The sequence below is a fragment of the Lentzea terrae genome, from assembly GCF_003265345.1.
Lineage (GTDB): Bacteria > Actinomycetota > Actinomycetes > Mycobacteriales > Pseudonocardiaceae > Lentzea > Lentzea terrae.
Genome location: NZ_QFWW01000004.1, coordinates 367151 through 382773, shown reverse-complemented (window position 1 = coordinate 382773; position 15623 = coordinate 367151). Strand labels below are relative to the sequence as shown.

Annotated in this window: 16 protein-coding genes; 7 read left to right on the top strand and 9 right to left on the bottom strand. The window is 69.1% G+C overall.

The window, feature by feature from the left end; genetic code table 11:
* The 5 genes from DI276_RS08710 to DI276_RS08690 form a co-directional block, all read right to left on the bottom strand.
* Positions 1 to 798: DUF222 domain-containing protein (locus DI276_RS08710; protein WP_198680515.1), on the bottom strand; the 798-nt coding region annotated here is incomplete at its 3' end.
* Positions 799 to 1327: 529 nt separating this feature from the next.
* Positions 1328 to 2947, bottom strand: a complete 1620-nt coding sequence (gene groL, locus DI276_RS08705) for a chaperonin GroEL (protein ID WP_112262744.1) — start codon at positions 2945 to 2947, stop codon at positions 1328 to 1330.
* 219 nt (positions 2948 to 3166) lie between these two features.
* Positions 3167 to 4387, bottom strand: a complete 1221-nt coding sequence (locus DI276_RS08700) for a serine/threonine-protein kinase (RefSeq protein WP_112262743.1) — start codon at positions 4385 to 4387, stop codon at positions 3167 to 3169.
* 77 nt (positions 4388 to 4464) lie between these two features.
* Positions 4465 to 4671, bottom strand: a complete 207-nt coding sequence (locus DI276_RS08695; protein WP_030470913.1) for a cold-shock protein — start codon at positions 4669 to 4671, stop codon at positions 4465 to 4467.
* Between the two features lie 78 nt (positions 4672 to 4749).
* Positions 4750 to 5391: an AIM24 family protein gene (locus tag DI276_RS08690; RefSeq protein WP_112262779.1), complete on the bottom strand. Its 642-nt coding sequence runs from the start codon at positions 5389 to 5391 to the stop codon at positions 4750 to 4752.
* A gap of 70 nt (positions 5392 to 5461) precedes the next feature.
* On the opposite strand from DI276_RS08690, the gene moeA reads away from it, so the two are divergent.
* The 5 genes from moeA (at position 5462) to DI276_RS08665 (ending at position 12170) form a co-directional block, all read left to right on the top strand.
* Complete coding sequence (moeA, locus tag DI276_RS08685; protein ID WP_269814242.1) at positions 5462 to 6655, top strand: molybdopterin molybdotransferase MoeA; 1194 nt, start codon at positions 5462 to 5464, stop codon at positions 6653 to 6655.
* Positions 6656 to 6671: 16 nt separating this feature from the next.
* Positions 6672 to 8096, top strand: a complete 1425-nt coding sequence (locus DI276_RS08680; RefSeq protein WP_112262742.1) for a M48 family metallopeptidase — start codon at positions 6672 to 6674, stop codon at positions 8094 to 8096.
* 204 nt (positions 8097 to 8300) lie between these two features.
* Entirely contained in the window at positions 8301 to 8996 is a 696-nt protein-coding gene (locus DI276_RS08675) for a phosphatidylserine decarboxylase (RefSeq protein ID WP_112262741.1), read from the top strand.
* On the top strand, positions 8996 to 9958 hold the full coding sequence (pssA, locus tag DI276_RS08670; RefSeq protein WP_112262740.1) for a CDP-diacylglycerol--serine O-phosphatidyltransferase: 963 nt from the start codon (positions 8996 to 8998) through the stop codon (positions 9956 to 9958). The genes DI276_RS08675 and pssA overlap by 1 nt, the downstream gene beginning before the upstream one ends.
* A 58-nt stretch (positions 9959 to 10016) precedes the next feature.
* Positions 10017 to 12170, top strand: a complete 2154-nt coding sequence (locus tag DI276_RS08665) for an AAA family ATPase (protein ID WP_112262739.1) — start codon at positions 10017 to 10019, stop codon at positions 12168 to 12170.
* Positions 12171 to 12173: 3 nt separating this feature from the next.
* Here the strand turns inward: DI276_RS08665 and DI276_RS08660 are convergent, their stop codons facing one another.
* Positions 12174 to 12542: a VOC family protein gene (locus tag DI276_RS08660; protein ID WP_112262777.1), complete on the bottom strand. Its 369-nt coding sequence runs from the start codon at positions 12540 to 12542 to the stop codon at positions 12174 to 12176.
* 64 nt (positions 12543 to 12606) lie between these two features.
* Here DI276_RS08660 and DI276_RS08655 point away from each other — a divergent pair, with 64 nt between their 5' ends.
* Positions 12607 to 13053, top strand: a complete 447-nt coding sequence (locus tag DI276_RS08655) for a MarR family winged helix-turn-helix transcriptional regulator (protein WP_112262738.1) — start codon at positions 12607 to 12609, stop codon at positions 13051 to 13053.
* A 4-nt stretch (positions 13054 to 13057) separates the two neighbouring features.
* On the opposite strand, the gene DI276_RS08650 is transcribed toward DI276_RS08655, so the two are convergent.
* Both DI276_RS08650 and DI276_RS08645 read right to left on the bottom strand, forming a co-directional pair.
* Positions 13058 to 13654, bottom strand: coding sequence for a LytR C-terminal domain-containing protein (locus DI276_RS08650; RefSeq protein ID WP_112262737.1), 597 nt, complete (start codon positions 13652 to 13654; stop codon positions 13058 to 13060).
* A complete protein-coding gene (locus DI276_RS08645; RefSeq protein WP_112262776.1) occupies positions 13654 to 13932 on the bottom strand; it encodes a DUF3263 domain-containing protein in 279 nt (92 codons plus the stop codon). Before DI276_RS08645 ends, DI276_RS08650 begins: the two co-directional genes overlap by 1 nt.
* A 108-nt stretch (positions 13933 to 14040) precedes the next feature.
* On the opposite strand from DI276_RS08645, the gene DI276_RS08640 reads away from it, so the two are divergent.
* A complete protein-coding gene (locus tag DI276_RS08640) occupies positions 14041 to 14622 on the top strand; it encodes a peptide deformylase (protein WP_112262736.1) in 582 nt (193 codons plus the stop codon).
* On the opposite strand, the gene DI276_RS08635 is transcribed toward DI276_RS08640, so the two are convergent.
* Positions 14619 to 15554: an aldo/keto reductase gene (locus tag DI276_RS08635; protein WP_112262735.1), complete on the bottom strand. Its 936-nt coding sequence runs from the start codon at positions 15552 to 15554 to the stop codon at positions 14619 to 14621. The genes DI276_RS08640 and DI276_RS08635 overlap by 4 nt on opposite strands.
* Between the last annotated feature and the right edge of the window lie 69 nt (positions 15555 to 15623).

Below are 15623 nucleotides of genomic sequence, written 5' to 3'. Positions count from 1 at the left end.
GTTGTCCAGGGTGGCCTGCCCGACCTGGTTGGCGAGGTCGTCGTAGCGCATCGTCAGGGTCAGCGTGACCGGTTCGCCGCCGTGCTCGGGCAACTGATCGGCGCGCAGCAGCAGGTCGACCAGGTCGGCCAGGGCGTCGCCTTCGCGTTCGGCGCGGGAACGCAGGTCCGGGCCTTCCTCTGGCGTTTCCGGGCGGGGCTTGGCCAGCGGATCGAGCAGCGCCTCGTACTTCGCGCCGGTCACCGCGTCCAGCTTCGCCCGGATCACCAGCCGACCGTTCTCCCACCGCATCACATGCTCATTGCCCTGCCGTGCGGGCTCGGCATCACGGGGCTCGGGGTCGTTCTGGTAGAGCCCGTAGGCCAGGTCCTTGCCGAACTTGCGCACCGCCATCGGCTCGTAGTCGCGGGCATAGTCCACGACCAAGCCCTCGACCTCGGCGGGCAGGTCCTGCATGACCTGGGCCACCACCGCGACATGCTCCAGCGACAGCGCACCCTCGGCCACCGCCTCGGCCGTGACCGGCAGCTCGGCGTCAAGTTCGCTGCCGGTCGGCGTGATCTCCCGACTCAGCAGCGAAGCGTTCACGACCCATTTCTTGGCCGTGTTCGCATCCCAGCGCACCGCATGCCGCAGCACCTGAACCAGATTCTTGTAACCCAGCTCGGATGCGGCCCCGCGCCGATCCAACTCGGCGATTTTCTGCATCACCGCAGATTCGCGAACCCGGATTTCCGTCACCTCCGCGACAACACTGCTAAGCAGCTCGCCGGTGGACAGAAGTCGGGTTTCGCTCACGTGTTCCACTATAGCGCAAGATCACAAAACAATAACTCGCTAAGTCAAGCACAATCGAGTGAACCAACCCGCCCCACCCCAGATATCGCGTGAAGCCGAAGGCAAGCGGCGATGGCGAAGCCGAGCCGTGTTGCGCATTGCGAACGCGGGAAACCGGTAATGACGCGAGACGAACAACCCAACGCGACCACGCACCCTTGCGATTGGGGCTTGACTTTGGGATCGAGGTGCTACCCTTTTCGGGATCAGGCGGGTGCGAAGCATCCGACCTTTTCCGCCTGACAAAGCGCCTCGAAAGGGCCCCGAAGTCAAGCCCCAATCGCAATCGTCGCGAAGCGGCGATGACGCAACCAAAGCCCGTCCGACTGCCTGAGCAACCACGCTGGAACGCGACCAAACCGCATTGGCGACCAACCCCTCTGGAACCGGCGCGCACCAGTGCAAGGTGACCACCGCCCGCCCCAGAACACCAAAAGGCCCGGCCCGCCAAAACGGCGAACCGGGCCGATCAGTCAACTCGAGCTGGACCTCAGAAGTCCATGCCACCAGCGTCTGGCGCGGCCGGAGCGGCGTTCTTCTCCGGCTTGTCCGCGACGACGGCCTCGGTCGTCAGGAACAGCGCGGCGATGGACGCGGCGTTCTGCAGCGCGGAACGCGTGACCTTGGCCGGGTCGATGATGCCCGCGGCAACCAGGTCCTTGTACTCGCCGGTCGCGGCGTCCAGGCCCTCGCCCGCGGGCAGGGACTTGACGCGCTCGACCACGACGCCGCCTTCGAGGCCGGCGTTGATGGCGATCTGCTTCAGCGGGGCCTCGACGGCGACCTTGACGATGTTGGCGCCAGTGGCCTCGTCGCCCGTGAGACGCAGACCCGCGAAGGCAGCCTCGGCAGCCTGGAGCAGCGCGACGCCACCACCGGCGACGATGCCCTCCTCGACGGCGGCCTTGGCGTTGCGGACGGCGTCCTCGATGCGGTGCTTGCGCTCCTTGAGCTCGACCTCGGTGGCCGCGCCCGCCTTGATGACGGCCACGCCGCCGGCGAGCTTGGCGAGGCGCTCCTGGAGCTTCTCGCGGTCGTAGTCGGAGTCCGACTTCTCGATCTCGGCGCGGATCTGGTTGACGCGACCCTGGATCTGGTCGGCGTCGCCCGAGCCCTCGACGATGGTCGTCTCGTCCTTGGTGACGACGACCTTGCGGGCCTTGCCCAGCAGCGAGATGTCGGCGTTCTCCAGCTTCAGGCCGACGTCCTCGGTGATGACCTGGCCACCGGTGAGGGTGGCGATGTCCTGGAGGATGGCCTTGCGGCGGTCACCGAAGCCCGGGGCCTTGACGGCGACGGACTTGAAGGTGCCGCGGATCTTGTTGACGACCAGCGTGGCCAAGGCCTCGCCCTCGACGTCCTCGGAGATGATCAGCAGCGGCTTGCCGGACTGCATGACCTTCTCGAGCAGCGGGAGCAGGTCCTTGACCGTGGAGATCTTGGAGCCGAACAGCAGGATGTACGGGTCCTCGAGGACCGCTTCCTGACGCTCGGGGTCGGTCACGAAGTAACCGGAGATGTAGCCCTTGTCGAAGCGCATGCCTTCGGTGAGCTCGAGCTCGAGACCGAGGGTGTTGCTCTCCTCGACGGTGATGACGCCTTCCTTGCCGACCTTGTCCATCGCCTCGGCGATGAGCTCGCCGATCGTGGGGTCAGCGGCGGAGATGGACGCGGTAGCAGCGATCTGCTCCTTCGTCTCGATCTCCTTGGCGGCCTTCAGCAGCTGCTCGGCGACGGCCTCGACGGCCTGCTCGATGCCGCGCTTGAGGCCCAGCGGGTTGGCGCCGGCGGCCACGTTGCGCAGGCCCTCGCGGACCAGCGCCTGGGCGAGCACGGTCGCGGTGGTGGTGCCGTCACCGGCAACGTCGTCGGTCTTCTTCGCGACTTCCTTGACGAGCTCGGCCCCGATCTTCTCCCACGGGTCCTCGAGCTCGATCTCCTTCGCGATGGAGACGCCGTCGTTCGTGATCGTCGGCGCACCCCACTTCTTCTCGAGCACGACGTTGCGGCCCTTGGGGCCGAGCGTCACCTTGACGGCGTCAGCGAGGGTGTTCATACCCCGCTCGAGACCGCGGCGGGCGTCCTCGTCGAACGCAATCATCTTGGCCATTGCGGTGTGTTCCTCCGCCTTTGTGGATTCTGGGCCACTGCGGGCCGGCAAAGCCCACAGCGGAACACGGTGCAGTGGCCAGGTTCGGTGCCCGCGACGGACGACCCCCGAGGGGGCCTCACCTTCCCAGCCTCACTGCTTTGGCACTCGACTGTGCCGAGTGCTAGTTCGTGTTTAGCACTCGGGCACGGCGAGTGCAAGCGAACCCGGGGCGAACCCTCAGCGCGAGGTGCGCACCGGCACAGAGGTGGGCAGTGGCTTCTTCGAGGTCGACTGGTCGTCGAGCTGCAGCGTCGGCGAGGAGTTCGTCTTGGGCTGCCGCGCGGGCTCGTCACCGGGCGACAGGATGATCACCACGATGATGATCACCACGATCGCCGCCGCGGCCGCGATGACCGGCGCGAACCACGCCGGGCGCTCCTTCTTCGACGACGTGAAGGCGCTCACGCCCACCTGGTTCGGCGGGCGCAACCGGACCGGGTCGGCGAGCGGCTGCTGGTAGCCGCCGGGGTACGCCCCCTGCTGCACGGGCGTGGGGCCGGACACCGGCGACTGCACGGGGATCGAGCCGGACGCGGGTCCGGTCTGAGCGGAAACCGAGATCGACGCGACCCCGGCGAGAGCGACGCGCGCCGCGGCGATCAGCTCGGCGCAGTTCGCGAACCGCTGCGCCGGGTCCTTGGCGGTGCCCTTGCGGATCACCTCGTCGATCGCCGGCGGCAGCCCCACGAGCTGCGACAGCGCGGGCACGACCTGGCCGAGGTGGCCCTGGATGACCTCCTGCACGCCGCCCTGGAACGGCGGACGGCCGGACAGACAGGCGAAGAGCATGCACGCGAGCGCGTACTGGTCGGTGCGGCCGTCGACGGGCTCGCCGCGCAGGTGTTCCGGCGCCGCGTAGGTCGGCGAGCCGAGGAAATCACCCGTTCGAGTGCGGTGGCCGGTGGCGCCGCGCCGCGTCAGGCCGAAGTCGGCGACGTAGACGTGCTCGCGCACGCCTTCCTTGGTGGTCACCAGGACGTTGGCCGGCTTCACGTCGAGGTGCACGAGGCCCTTGCCGTGCAGCATGTCGAGCGCTTCGGCGACCTGGCCGAGCAGCCGCAGCGTGCGCTCGGGAGTGAGCGGCCCTTCCTTGACGTGGCCGGAGAGGTCCTGGCCGTCCACCAGCCGCATCGCGATGTACAGCAGGCCGTCGACCTCGTCGAAGTCGTACAGCGGCACGATGTTCGCGTGGTCGATGGCGGAGGTGTTGCGCGCCTCGTCGACGAACCGCTCGCGGAACTCCGCGTCGGGCGCGAGGTGCTCACCGATGACCTTGAGCGCGACCTTTCGGCCAAGTCTCACGTCGGTGGCCTTGTAGGTCACGCTCATGCCACCGCGGCCGAGCACACCGTCGATCCGGTAGTGCGCGATCCGCCGTCCGCTCAGGTCCTCAGACACGCGAGGCAGCCTAACGCGCGCCCGGATCAGCGTGCTCCGGGTTGGCCAAAGCTGTGATCAGGTCGTCCTCAGAGGGCTCAGCCGGCGCGGCGCACGTCCGATGCCTGGCTGCGTCCGTCCCGTCCGGCCTGCACCTCGAACTCCACCCGGTCGCCCTCGGAGAGAGTCCGGAAGCCTTCCATCTGGATCGCCGAGTAGTGCACGAACACGTCGGGCCCGCCGTCGGTTGCGATGAAGCCGTATCCCTTTTCGGAGTTGAACCACTTGACGGTACCGAGAGCCAAGGCGTCCTCCTTCAGATCACGCAAGAGCAGAACGCAACGCTAAAAGAGAAAAAGTCACTCGGATACCTCCTTACGGAGTCATGAACGAGCGCTGACTCCGTTGGCGCGCAACCAGGTGGCGAGTCGGCGGGGTCCGCGCGTCTGGGTCAGCACGGCACCTGGACCGGCGAAGTCGAACACCAGACCCTCACCTGTGTGAATGGATTGCACGGCATCAGGTACCGACGGACGAAGACGGCATTGCACGGTGTCCGCGAACGCCATCACGTGGTCGCTCGCGATGGTCACGGCCTCGCCCGCCTCCAAAGTCACGAGGTCGAGCGCGCCGCAGCAGGCGAGCACCACACCGCCCTGGCCGTGCGCGTAGTTCAGGAAGCCTTCGAGGCCGCCGAAGAGCGCCTGCAACGGCGGCGCCTCCGGGTTCATCGCCACCGTGCTGCTCGACGCCATCCAGGCGAGCCGGGAGACGCACCAGCCGTGCGTGCCGTCGAGCTCGACGAGGTGCAGGTCGCCGGGGAGCACGGGCGCCGCGTCGACCCAGCCGCCCTCCGCACCCGCCGTGCAGAGCGCCACGGCCTTGGTCTCCACGCCCTTGACGTCGACCGAGAGGCCGTAGCTCGTCGCCACCAGGGTCAGCGGGTCGACCAGCACCATCTCGCCAGGCGCGAGCACCAGTCTCGCCACGCCGAAGGTCGGTGTGTGCCGGGTCCGGACCTGCACGAACAACACCTCCGAGGATGAACTGCGCCAAGCGATCGTCACGATCACCGCGTCTTGGCAGTATGCAGTCGTGTCCCCCACCACTGTCGCCGAACACCGCAACCGCGTCGCGGAGCTCGTCGGGTTGATGCCCGTGCTGCAGCTCCCGCTCGACGAATGCCTCGGGCTGGTGCTCGCCGCCGACGTCATCGCCGCGGTCTCCCTGCCCCCGTTCGACAACTCCGCGATGGACGGGTACGCCGTCCGCGCCGCCGACCTCGCCGAACTCCCCGTCCGGCTCCCGGTCGCCGACGACATCCCGGCAGGTCGCACGGACCTGAACCCGTTGGCACCCGGCACCGTGCAGCGGATCATGACCGGCGCCCCGGTGCCGCCGGGAGCGGACGCGGTGGTCCAGGTCGAGTGGACCGACGGCGGCACGGAGACCGTGACGATCAATCAGGCCGTCGCGGCCGGCGCGAACATCCGGACCGCGGGCGACGACGTGCAGAAGGGCGACCCGGTGCTGCTCGCGGGCACCGTGCTGCGCCCTGCCCAGCTCGGTCTCGCGTCCGCGCTCGGCCTGCCCCAGCTGCCGGTGCGCCGCCGTCCGCGCGTGCTGGTCCTGTCCACCGGCACCGAGCTGGTCGAACCCGGCCAGCCGCTGCAGCCGGGCCAGATCTACGAGTCGAACGGGACGATGCTCGCCAGCTCCGTGCGGGACGCGGGAGGCATCGCCGTGCAGCTGCGGTTCGTGCCGGACGACGTGGCGGAGTTCCACCGCGCGCTGGCGCCGTACCTCGGCTCGGTGGACGTGATCGTGACCTCCGGCGGGGTCAGCGCGGGTGCGTACGAGGTGGTCAAGGACGCCCTGGCGAGCCACGACGTGCGGTTCACGAAGGTCGCGATGCAGCCGGGTGGGCCGCAGGGCGCGGGCACCTACGAGGGTCTGCCGGTGCTGACGCTGCCGGGCAACCCGGTGAGCGCGCAGGTGTCGTTCGAGGTCTTCGTGCGGCCCGCGCTGCTCGCGTCGATGGGGCACACACAGGTCGAACGGCCCACTGCGCGGGCAACCGTGTCGAGCCCGCTGACGTCTCCAGCTGGTAAGACGCAGTTCCGGCGCGGCCTGTACGACCCGTCGTCGGGTCAGGTCGTGACGCCGGTCGGGGGCCCTGGCTCGCACCTGCTGTCGGCGCTCGCGCTGTCGAACTGCCTGATCGAGGTGCCGGAAGACGTCACGGAACTGGCGGCCGGCGCCGAGGTCGTCGTCAGATACCTGCAGTAGAAGGGCGTGCTGGGGGATGAGAGCGGTACTGGCGCTGGTGATGCTCGCCGGGTTCTTCGTGCTCGCGATCGGCGCGACGGTGTTCCTCGGCGGGATGGCGCTGTTCGTGTACGAGCAAGGCGACGTCGGGAACGCGGCGTGGCTCGGCGCGCTGACGATCGTCGTCGGCGGGCCGTCGTTGTACGCGATGCTGCGGGCGCTGTGGGCCAGGCCGCGGCCGACCGGCGTCTCGATGACCCGCGAGACGCACCCGGAGCTCTGGCGGCACGTCGACGAGCTGGCGCGGATCGCGGGTACGCGCAGCCCCGACGACATCCGGCTCGTCAACGAGGCCAACGCGGGCGTGTGGGAGCGCTACGGCGTGCGCTACCTGGAGCTGGGCCTGCCGTGGGTGGCCGGCATGACGATCGGCGAGCTGCGGTCGGTGCTCGCGCACGAGCTCGGCCACTACGGCGGCGGGCACACGCAGGTCTCCACGGTCACGTTCCGCGCGAAGCTCGCCCTCGGGATGGTGATCCAGCAGGGCGGCTACCTGTCCGCGGTCCTCTACGGCTGGGCACGGCTGTACGCGCTGGTCGCCGCTTCGGAGAGCCGCAAGCACGAGCGGTTCGCCGACGAGGTGTCGGTGGCCGCGGCCGGGCAGGAGGCGTCGAAGCGGTCGTTGCTGCGCGGCGGCCCGCTCGGCGCGGCGTGGAACGACTACCTGCGCTGGTACGTCTCGCTGGCCACGCTCGCCGGGCGCACCCCGCCGTTGCTGGAGGGCTTCCGCGCCTACCTCGACCACCCGCGGCGCGTGCACCAGCTGCGCGAGCTGGAGCCGTTGCTGGCCGCGCAGGAGCCCACGTCGGTGTTCGACAGCCACCCGCCGATCCGCGAACGGGTCGCCGCCATCACGTCCCTGTCGCAGCTGTCGGGAGGTGTCGTCGAGGCCTTCGACGAACGACCGGCGTGGTCGTTGCTGGACGGCACTCCTCCTGCGGAGATCGCGGCGCTGGTGCAGGTGCAGGGGCCGCCGATCACCTGGGAGGAGCTCGCCGCGCTGGCCGGCCCGGTGCTCGTCCGCCGCTACGCCGACGCGCTGCGGCACGCTGGCAGGGTGAGCAAGATCGGCGACTCGCTGGCCGCCGTGCTGGCGGCGCTGGAACGCGGTGAGCTGCACCAGCTGACGGGCCGGCCGGTGGACGCCTCGCTGTCCACGGCGGAGGTGCACGAGGCGGCTGTCGAAACCGTGACGGAACTCCTCGCCTGCGCGGTCGCTGACCAGCTCGTCACCGCTAACCGCGCCACGCTGGAAATCAACTGGGGCGGAATCTTCGTGCTCCGACTGCCGGACGGAGCTGCGGTCTATCCGGACGATCTCGTCGCACCCGCCGTCCGTGACGCTAACCGGACGCCTGAAGTGCGCCGTCAGTTGCAGGCCATCGGCGTCGACGGACTGTGACGGAACGCTCACCGACCGACGCTGTTCACCCCATGTGACGGGGATTACACTGGCTGACAGGTGCCGGCCGGCACGTGCATTCGTCGGGGGATGCACGAGCCGACCGGCCACTTGCATTCGTGGCAGTCCCTCTGGGCGGTTTGGCGTGTTGGCGTAGCGTGATGGCGCCCGACAACTCACGGAAGCTACGGACCCCCAGACACGATGAGCAGCGAGAAGCCCGTCTCCCACTTCCTCGAACTCGCCCGCGGCATGGTGCCGCCGATGCACCCGGCGGGCCGTCCGTTCGTCGCCGGCGCGGCGATCGCGACCCTCCTCGTCCGGCTGCGCTTCAAGCGGCTGGGCGTCGTCCTCGGCCTGGTCACGGCGTGGGTGGCGTGGTTCTTCCGCGAGCCGAAGCGCGTGACGCCGACCCGCCCGAACATCGCGGTCGCCCCGGCCGACGGCACCGTCTCGCACGTGGTCGACGCCGTCGCGCCCGCCGAGCTCGGCCTCGGCTCGGAGCCGATGACCCGCATCAGCGTGTTCCTCTCGGTCTTCGACGTGCACGTGCAGCGCGTGCCCGCGGACGGCGAGGTCGTGCAGGTCTCGTACCACCCCGGCAAGTTCCTCTCGGCCGACCTCGACAAGGCCTCCGAGGAGAACGAGCGCAACACCGTCTGGCTGCGCACGGTCAACGGCCACGACCTCGTCGTCGTGCAGATCGCCGGCCTGGTCGCGCGCCGCATCGTGTGCGAGGTCGCCGAGGGCGAGAAGGTCACCGCCGGCCAGACCTACGGCCTGATCCGCTTCGGCTCGCGCGTGGACCTCTACGTGCCGCGCGGCAGCCGCGTCCTGGTCGAGGCCGGCCAGCGCACCATCGGCGGGGAGACCGTCCTCGCTGAGCTCCCGGAGGCCTGATGGCGCCCAGCGGGCCCGGCGTTCGCCTCCTGCCGAACGCCATCACGGTCCTCGCGATGTCGGCGGGCCTGTCCGCCGTGCACTTCGCGAACACCGGCATGTGGGGCGCGGCCATCGCCTCCATCGCCGCCGCGGCCGTCCTCGACGGTCTGGACGGCCGCATCGCGCGCCTGCTGGACGCGACGTCGAAGATGGGCGCCGAGCTCGACTCGCTGGCCGACGCGATCTCGTTCGGCGTCGCGCCTGCTCTCGCCATTTATTTGTGGAAGTTCGAGGGCAGCCGCGCCGGCTGGGTCATCGCGCTGATCTTCGCGGTCTGCATGGTGGTCCGCCTGGCCCGCTTCAACACGTTGCTGGAGAAGGAACAACCGCCGTTCGCGAAGGAGTTCTTCGTAGGCGTCCCGGCTCCAGCAGGCGGCCTGCTGCTGCTCCTGCCCTTGATCATCGAAGAGCAGGTGCGCACCAAGGGCTGGTGGAACGACCCGATCGTCGTCGGCATCTGGACCGTCGTGGTCGCGATGCTGCTGGTCTCCCGCATCCCGACGCTGTCCGTGAAGACGGTGAAGGTGCCGCCGCGCGCGGTCGCACCGCTGCTGGTCCTGATCGGCCTGCTGGCCGCCGCGATCATCACGTACCCGTTGGTGGCGCTGATCATCGCGATGGTCGTCTACCTGGCGCACCTGCCCTATTCGGTGCGCCGGTACATGTGGCTGTCGAAGCACCCGGAGGCCTGGACCGTCACGGGCGTCGAGCGTCGTGCGATCAAGCGCGCGCACGGCGTGGCCGCTCGCCGGCTCGGCCTGCGCCAACCGCTGCACGGACGGGTTGCCGGTGCGGCAATGCGCGCCGTGCGTCGGCCTCGGCGTGACGCCTCCGCCGCCGCTGCCGCGGAAGGCGCGGCGGCCGGTGCCGGTCGGCGCCGTTCCTGGCGTCAGCTCGGCCTTCGCCGCCACCACAAGTAAGTCCTGATCGGCCGGTTGCGCCGGACCCCGGCGCAACCGCCGCACTAGAGTCGTCGTCGTGATCACGCTGACGGCTCGCCTGTCCCCGTCCGCACTGGACACCCGCCGCGGCGTCGTCCGCCTCCACCCGGAGGTGCTCGACGCCCTGGGCCTGCGCGCCTGGGACGCCGTGAAGCTCACCGGCGCCCGCGTGAGCGCCGCGCTGGCCGCCGCCGGCGAACACCCACCGGGCATCGTGCTCGTCGACGACGTCACGTTGACGAACCTCGGCGTGGTCGAGGGTTCCGAGATCGTCGTGGCCCCGGTCCAGGTGGCGGGCGCCCGCTCGATCACCGTCGCGGGTTCGCGCCTGGCCACCACCGCTTTGACGCCCGACCACGTCCGCATGGCGTTGACCGGCAAGGTGTTGACCGTCGGCGACAGCGTTTCGCTGCTCCCCCAGGACCTCGCCCCGCCGCCCGGCGCCAACGTCTCCGAGACCCGGCGCAGGCTGTCCAACGCCATCGGCATGACGTGGACCAACGAGCTGATCACCATCACGTCCACCGACCCGGCGGGCCCGGTGGCCGTCCAACCGTCCAGCGTTGTCGGCTGGCGCTCGGCCTCGGCACCTGCCGCCGAGGTGACTCCCGTTGTGGTGCAGGAAAAGCACGACGCCCTGCCGCTGACGGACCTCGTGGGCCAGAAAGAGCAAGCCCGCCGCCTGACCGAGTGGCTGGACCTGATGTTCCGCCAGCCGGAGCTCCTGACCAAGCTCGGCGCCACGGCCAGGCTGGCCGCGATGGTCAGCGGCCCGGAAGGCGTGGGCAAGGCCACCCTGGTCCGCGCCGTGGCACGTTCGGTGGACGCCTCGATCGTCGAACTGGCCGCGCCGAGCATCTCCGTGCTCGAACCGGGCGCGATGGCCAAGCAGCTGGGCGACGCGATCGCCAGCGTCCCTTCAGAACCCACCGTTCTGCTGCTCACCGACATCGACGCCCTGCTGCCCACCGCGCCGCCACCCGTGGCCACCGTCGTGCTGGACATCCTCCGCACGGCCGTGTCCCGCCCCAACCTCGCGCTGGTGGTCACCTCAGCCCGCGCCGAGTCCGTGGACGCCCGCCTGCGCGCCCCCGACCTGGTCGACCGCGAACTGACCCTCCCGCTCCCCGACGCCGCTGGACGCACAGAACTGTTGCGCGTCCTGCTGCGCGACGTCCCACTGGAGTCCGATGTGGACTTCGGCGAAGTGGCCGCCCGCACGCCGGGCTTCGTGGCGGCCGACCTCTGCGCACTGCGCCGCGAAGCCGCCGTCCGGGCCGCCCTGCGCCAACGCGAAGTGGCAGAACCCCGCGTCGGCCAAGAAGATCTGCTCGGCGCCCTGAACACCGTCCGCCCGATCTCCATGTCCGCCTCCGACACAGTGCAGACCGGCGGCTTGACTTTCGCCGACGTGGGCGACATGACCGAGGTCAAGCAGGCCCTGACCGAAGCCGCACTGTGGCCGCTGCGCTACCCGGACTCCTTCGCCCGCCTGGGCGTGGAACCGCCGCGCGGCGTCCTGCTCTACGGCCCACCCGGCTGCGGCAAGACCTTCCTGGTCCGCGCCCTGGCAGGCTCGGGCCAGCTGAACGTCCTGACCGTCAAGGGCGCCGAACTGATGGACAAGTTCGTGGGCGAATCAGAACGCGCAGTCCGCGAACTGTTCCGCCGTGCCGCCGACGCCGCCCCAGCCCTGGTGTTCCTCGACGAGGTCGACGCCCTGGCACCCCGGCGAGGCCAGTCGTCGGACGCCGGTGTCGCGGACCGCGTGGTGGCAGCACTGCTCACCGAACTGGACGGCGTCGAACCCCTGCGAGACGTCGTGGTGATCGCCGCGACCAACCGCCCGGAGCTGATCGACCCCGCACTGCTGCGGCCGGGACGGCTGGAGCGCCTCGTCTACGTGCCACCACCGGACGCCGACGCACGCACCGAGATCCTGAAGTCGGCTTCGCGCAACACGCCACTGGCCGCAGACGTCGACCTGGCCGCGCTGGCGCGTGAGCTGGAGATGTACTCGGCGGCGGACTGCGCGGCACTGGTGCGGGAGGCAGCGCTGACCGCGATGCGGGAGTCGCTGGACGCGGCCGAGGTCACGCGGGCACACCTGGCCAAGGCGCGCGAGGTGGTCCGCCCGTCCCTGGACCCGGCACAGCTGGCATCGCTGGTGCTCTACGCAGCCGACCGCTGATGATCAAGCGCGGTCGTGCAGCGTGACCTGGTAGCCGTCGGGGTCGGCGAAGGTGAAGGTCCGGCCGAAAGGGCCGTCGATCGGCGCGGAGACGATCGTGTGATCGCCGGCGACGAGCGCGTCGTGGATGGCCTGGACGTCGGTGGCGTGGAGCCAGATCGCGGCACCGATGCCGGGCTGAGCGACGGATGCGAGGTCGGTGCCGGGAATGACGTCGCGGAGTGCGAACGCGATCGGCTTCGTCTCGAACACGACGGCGTGCGGAGGTCCGGCCGACGAGCGGACGAGGCCCAGGTACTGCTCGTAGAACGCCTGCGAAGTGTCGAGGTCGCGCACTTGCAGCGAGATGAAGTCGGGGCCGGTGGCGGGCATGGACGACACTCCTTCTCATCGTGTCAGTTTTCTGACACGCACGAACCTATGTCAGGATACTGACATGAGTCAAGAAGGGGTCGACCTGGAGACGTCACTGGGCTATCTGCTCAAGGAAGCGTCCAGTGCCCTCCGCGCGGCCATGGAGGAAGTGCTGCGACCGCTCGGGATGAGCGTGACGCACTACGCCTGCCTCGAACTGCTGGCGCAACGACCGGGCTTGTCGAACTCCGAGCTCGCGCGGGGGGCGTTCGTGACACGGCAGACGATGAACGTGCTGCTCCAGGCCCTGGAACGAGACGGCTACGTGACGAGGCCGGCGGAGGCGGCCGTCGGGAAGGTGCTTCCGACGCGGCTCACGGCTCGCGGCAGGCGAAGCCTGGAGAAGGCGAGCGCAGCCGTCCGGTCCGTCGAGGCCAGAATGCTGGCCAGCCTGACCGAGACCGACCAGTCAGCCGCGTTCCGGATCCTGCAGAGCATGGTCCATTCGCTGCGCGGTGACAACGAATAGCACGCTACTTGTTCTTGGAAGCACCCTGAAAGTCGTTGGTGACAATCAAAATCAACCCAGGCGCAGAAGACTGGATCCCGTCGAACCGAGGCTCAACCCGAGCCCGCAAAACCCCAGCCAGCTCCTTGGCCGAAGCCTCTTCCTCAGTCCCAGGCCGGAAATACACAGTGGTGGTGGGAATAGTCCCCTGCGAGTAGTTCCCAGTCCCCTCGACAGTCCACCCGTTGGCCCGAACCTCGTCAGCAGCCTTGACCGCCAACCCGCTGATGGTCGAGTTGTTGTAAACCCGAACCGGCACCTTCGCAGTACCGGGCTGCGTAACAGGCGGAGGCGGCACCACAGCAGAAGACGACGCCGCAGGCGGAGCAGTGGTAGTCGTAGTCGCAGCAGGAGGGGCCGACGAAGCCGAAGTCGGCGACTCGGACGTGGTCTGCGCCGGAGGCGGAGTAGTAGAGCTCCCCTCGGCAACAGGCGGCGCGTCAGATCCACCACCGAAGAGGCTGACGACGCCGATGATCAGGGCCACCGCGGCGACACCCAGCAGGGCGAAGCCGGCGGCCTTGGCCGGACGGGACGGGCTGGCGGACTCGGGGGAGGTCATCAGTCCTCGGTGCTCCTGGCGCGTGCGCGAACCCTCTGGCGGCCGGTCCGCACGCCGCGCAGCCGCTTGACCAGCATCGGGTCGGCAGCCAGTGCGGCTTCGGACTCGATCAGGCCGTTGAGCAGCTGGTAGTAGCGGGTGGCCGACATGTCGAACAGTTCCCTGATGGCCTGTTCCTTGGATCCCGAGTACTTCCACCACTGACGCTCGAACGCGAGCATCGTGCGTTCGCGGCTGGTCAGCCCGTCAGCGGCAGTGAGCGTCTCGGCGTGATCCATCTGGCTCCCCACGGTCGCCACACCATCTCAGGTGCGGGCAATTCAATCACGTGATCGTTCCAACCTACCGCGCGACACCGACAGTTTTGGACGGCTTAAGGTCTGACCATGGCCGTGCACCGCATCTGCATCGTTGGCGACCCCGTGCTCCACCACCCGACGCGCGAGGTCACCGAGTTCGACACCGAGCTGAAGACGCTCGTCGACGACATGTTCGAGACGATGGCAGCTGCTCGCGGAGTTGGGCTCGCGGCCAACCAGATCGGGATCGACCTGCGGGTTTTCGTGTACGACTGCCCGGACGACGAGGGCGTTCAGCACCGCGGTGTCATCTGCAACCCCGTGCTCGAGACGTCCGAGATCCCGGAGACCATGCCGGATCCGGACGACGACTTCGAGGGCTGCCTGTCCGTGCCCGGTGAGGCGTACCCGACCGGACGCGCCCAATGGGCGAAGGTGACCGGGCAGGACGTCGACGGGAAGCAGATCGAGGTCGAGGGCACCGGGTTCTTCGCGCGCTGCCTGCAGCACGAGACCGACCACCTCAACGGCTATCTGTACATCGACCGGCTCATCGGCCGGTACAAGAAGGAATCCAAGCGGATGCTCCGCGACAACGAATGGGGTCAGCCGGGCCTGTCGTGGGACCCGGCCGACCCCGAGAACTTCGTGGACGAAGACGAGGACTAGGGGCGGAGCACCGACTCCACCTGCGCCAGTTCGTCAGCCGTCAAGGCACCGAACGCCAGCGCGCCCGCGTTCTCCTCGACCTGAGCCACCGTCCGGACGCCCGGAATCGGGATCAGCCGGGGAGAACGCGCCCAGAACCACGCCAGCGCGCCCTGCACCAGCGTCCGTCCGCCTGACGTCAGCACGTCGCGAACGGCCTCGCGCGCTTGGAAGTACTCCGGCGACGGCTTCCCGTCGACGAAGAACCGCAGCCAGGACGGGTTCGTGACGCGCACGTCGTCAGCCGGCAACGAGGAGAACGTCTCCCGCGCCAGCAACCCCATCGCCAGCGGACGACGGCACAGCACCGCGTACTCCCCCGCGTACATCTCCGGGTTGTCGAACAGCACGTTGATGTCCGCCTGAGCTGCGATGCCGTGCTCACCGGCGGCGAAGAACCGGGCCCGCTCGGCGTCGTCGGTGCTCCAGCCGTACCCGCGGATCTTGCCCGCGGCGACCAGCGCCTCGCACTCGTCCCGCAGCAGCGCGGCCTCCTCCAGCGGCAGGTCGCCGATGTGCAGCTGGTACAGGTCGATCCGATCAGTGCCCAAGCGCCGCAACGACCCCTCGACGGCACGGCGCAGGTAGGAAACCGATCCTTCGTTGCCGGTCATCCGCCGAGAGACGGCGTCGAACCCACAACCCCACTTCGACGCGATCAGCACGTCGTCACGCATTGACGCAAACGCTTGCCCAACCACCGTTTCGGCGTGTCCGCAGCCGTAGACGTCCGCCGTGTCGAACAGCGTCACGCCCAGTTCGACCGCCCGCTGCAACGCCTTGATCGACTCGGCGTCGTCGGCCGGCCCCCAGCCGACCGGCGCACCGTCCGGGCCCGAGAACGGTCCACCCATGGCCCACGTGCCGAAACCCATCTTGCCCAGATCCGTCATGGGCGTCAGCGAACATCCTGGAGCGCACTCCAGGTCAAGAAACAACTTGCGAGAGTCAGCGACCATCGA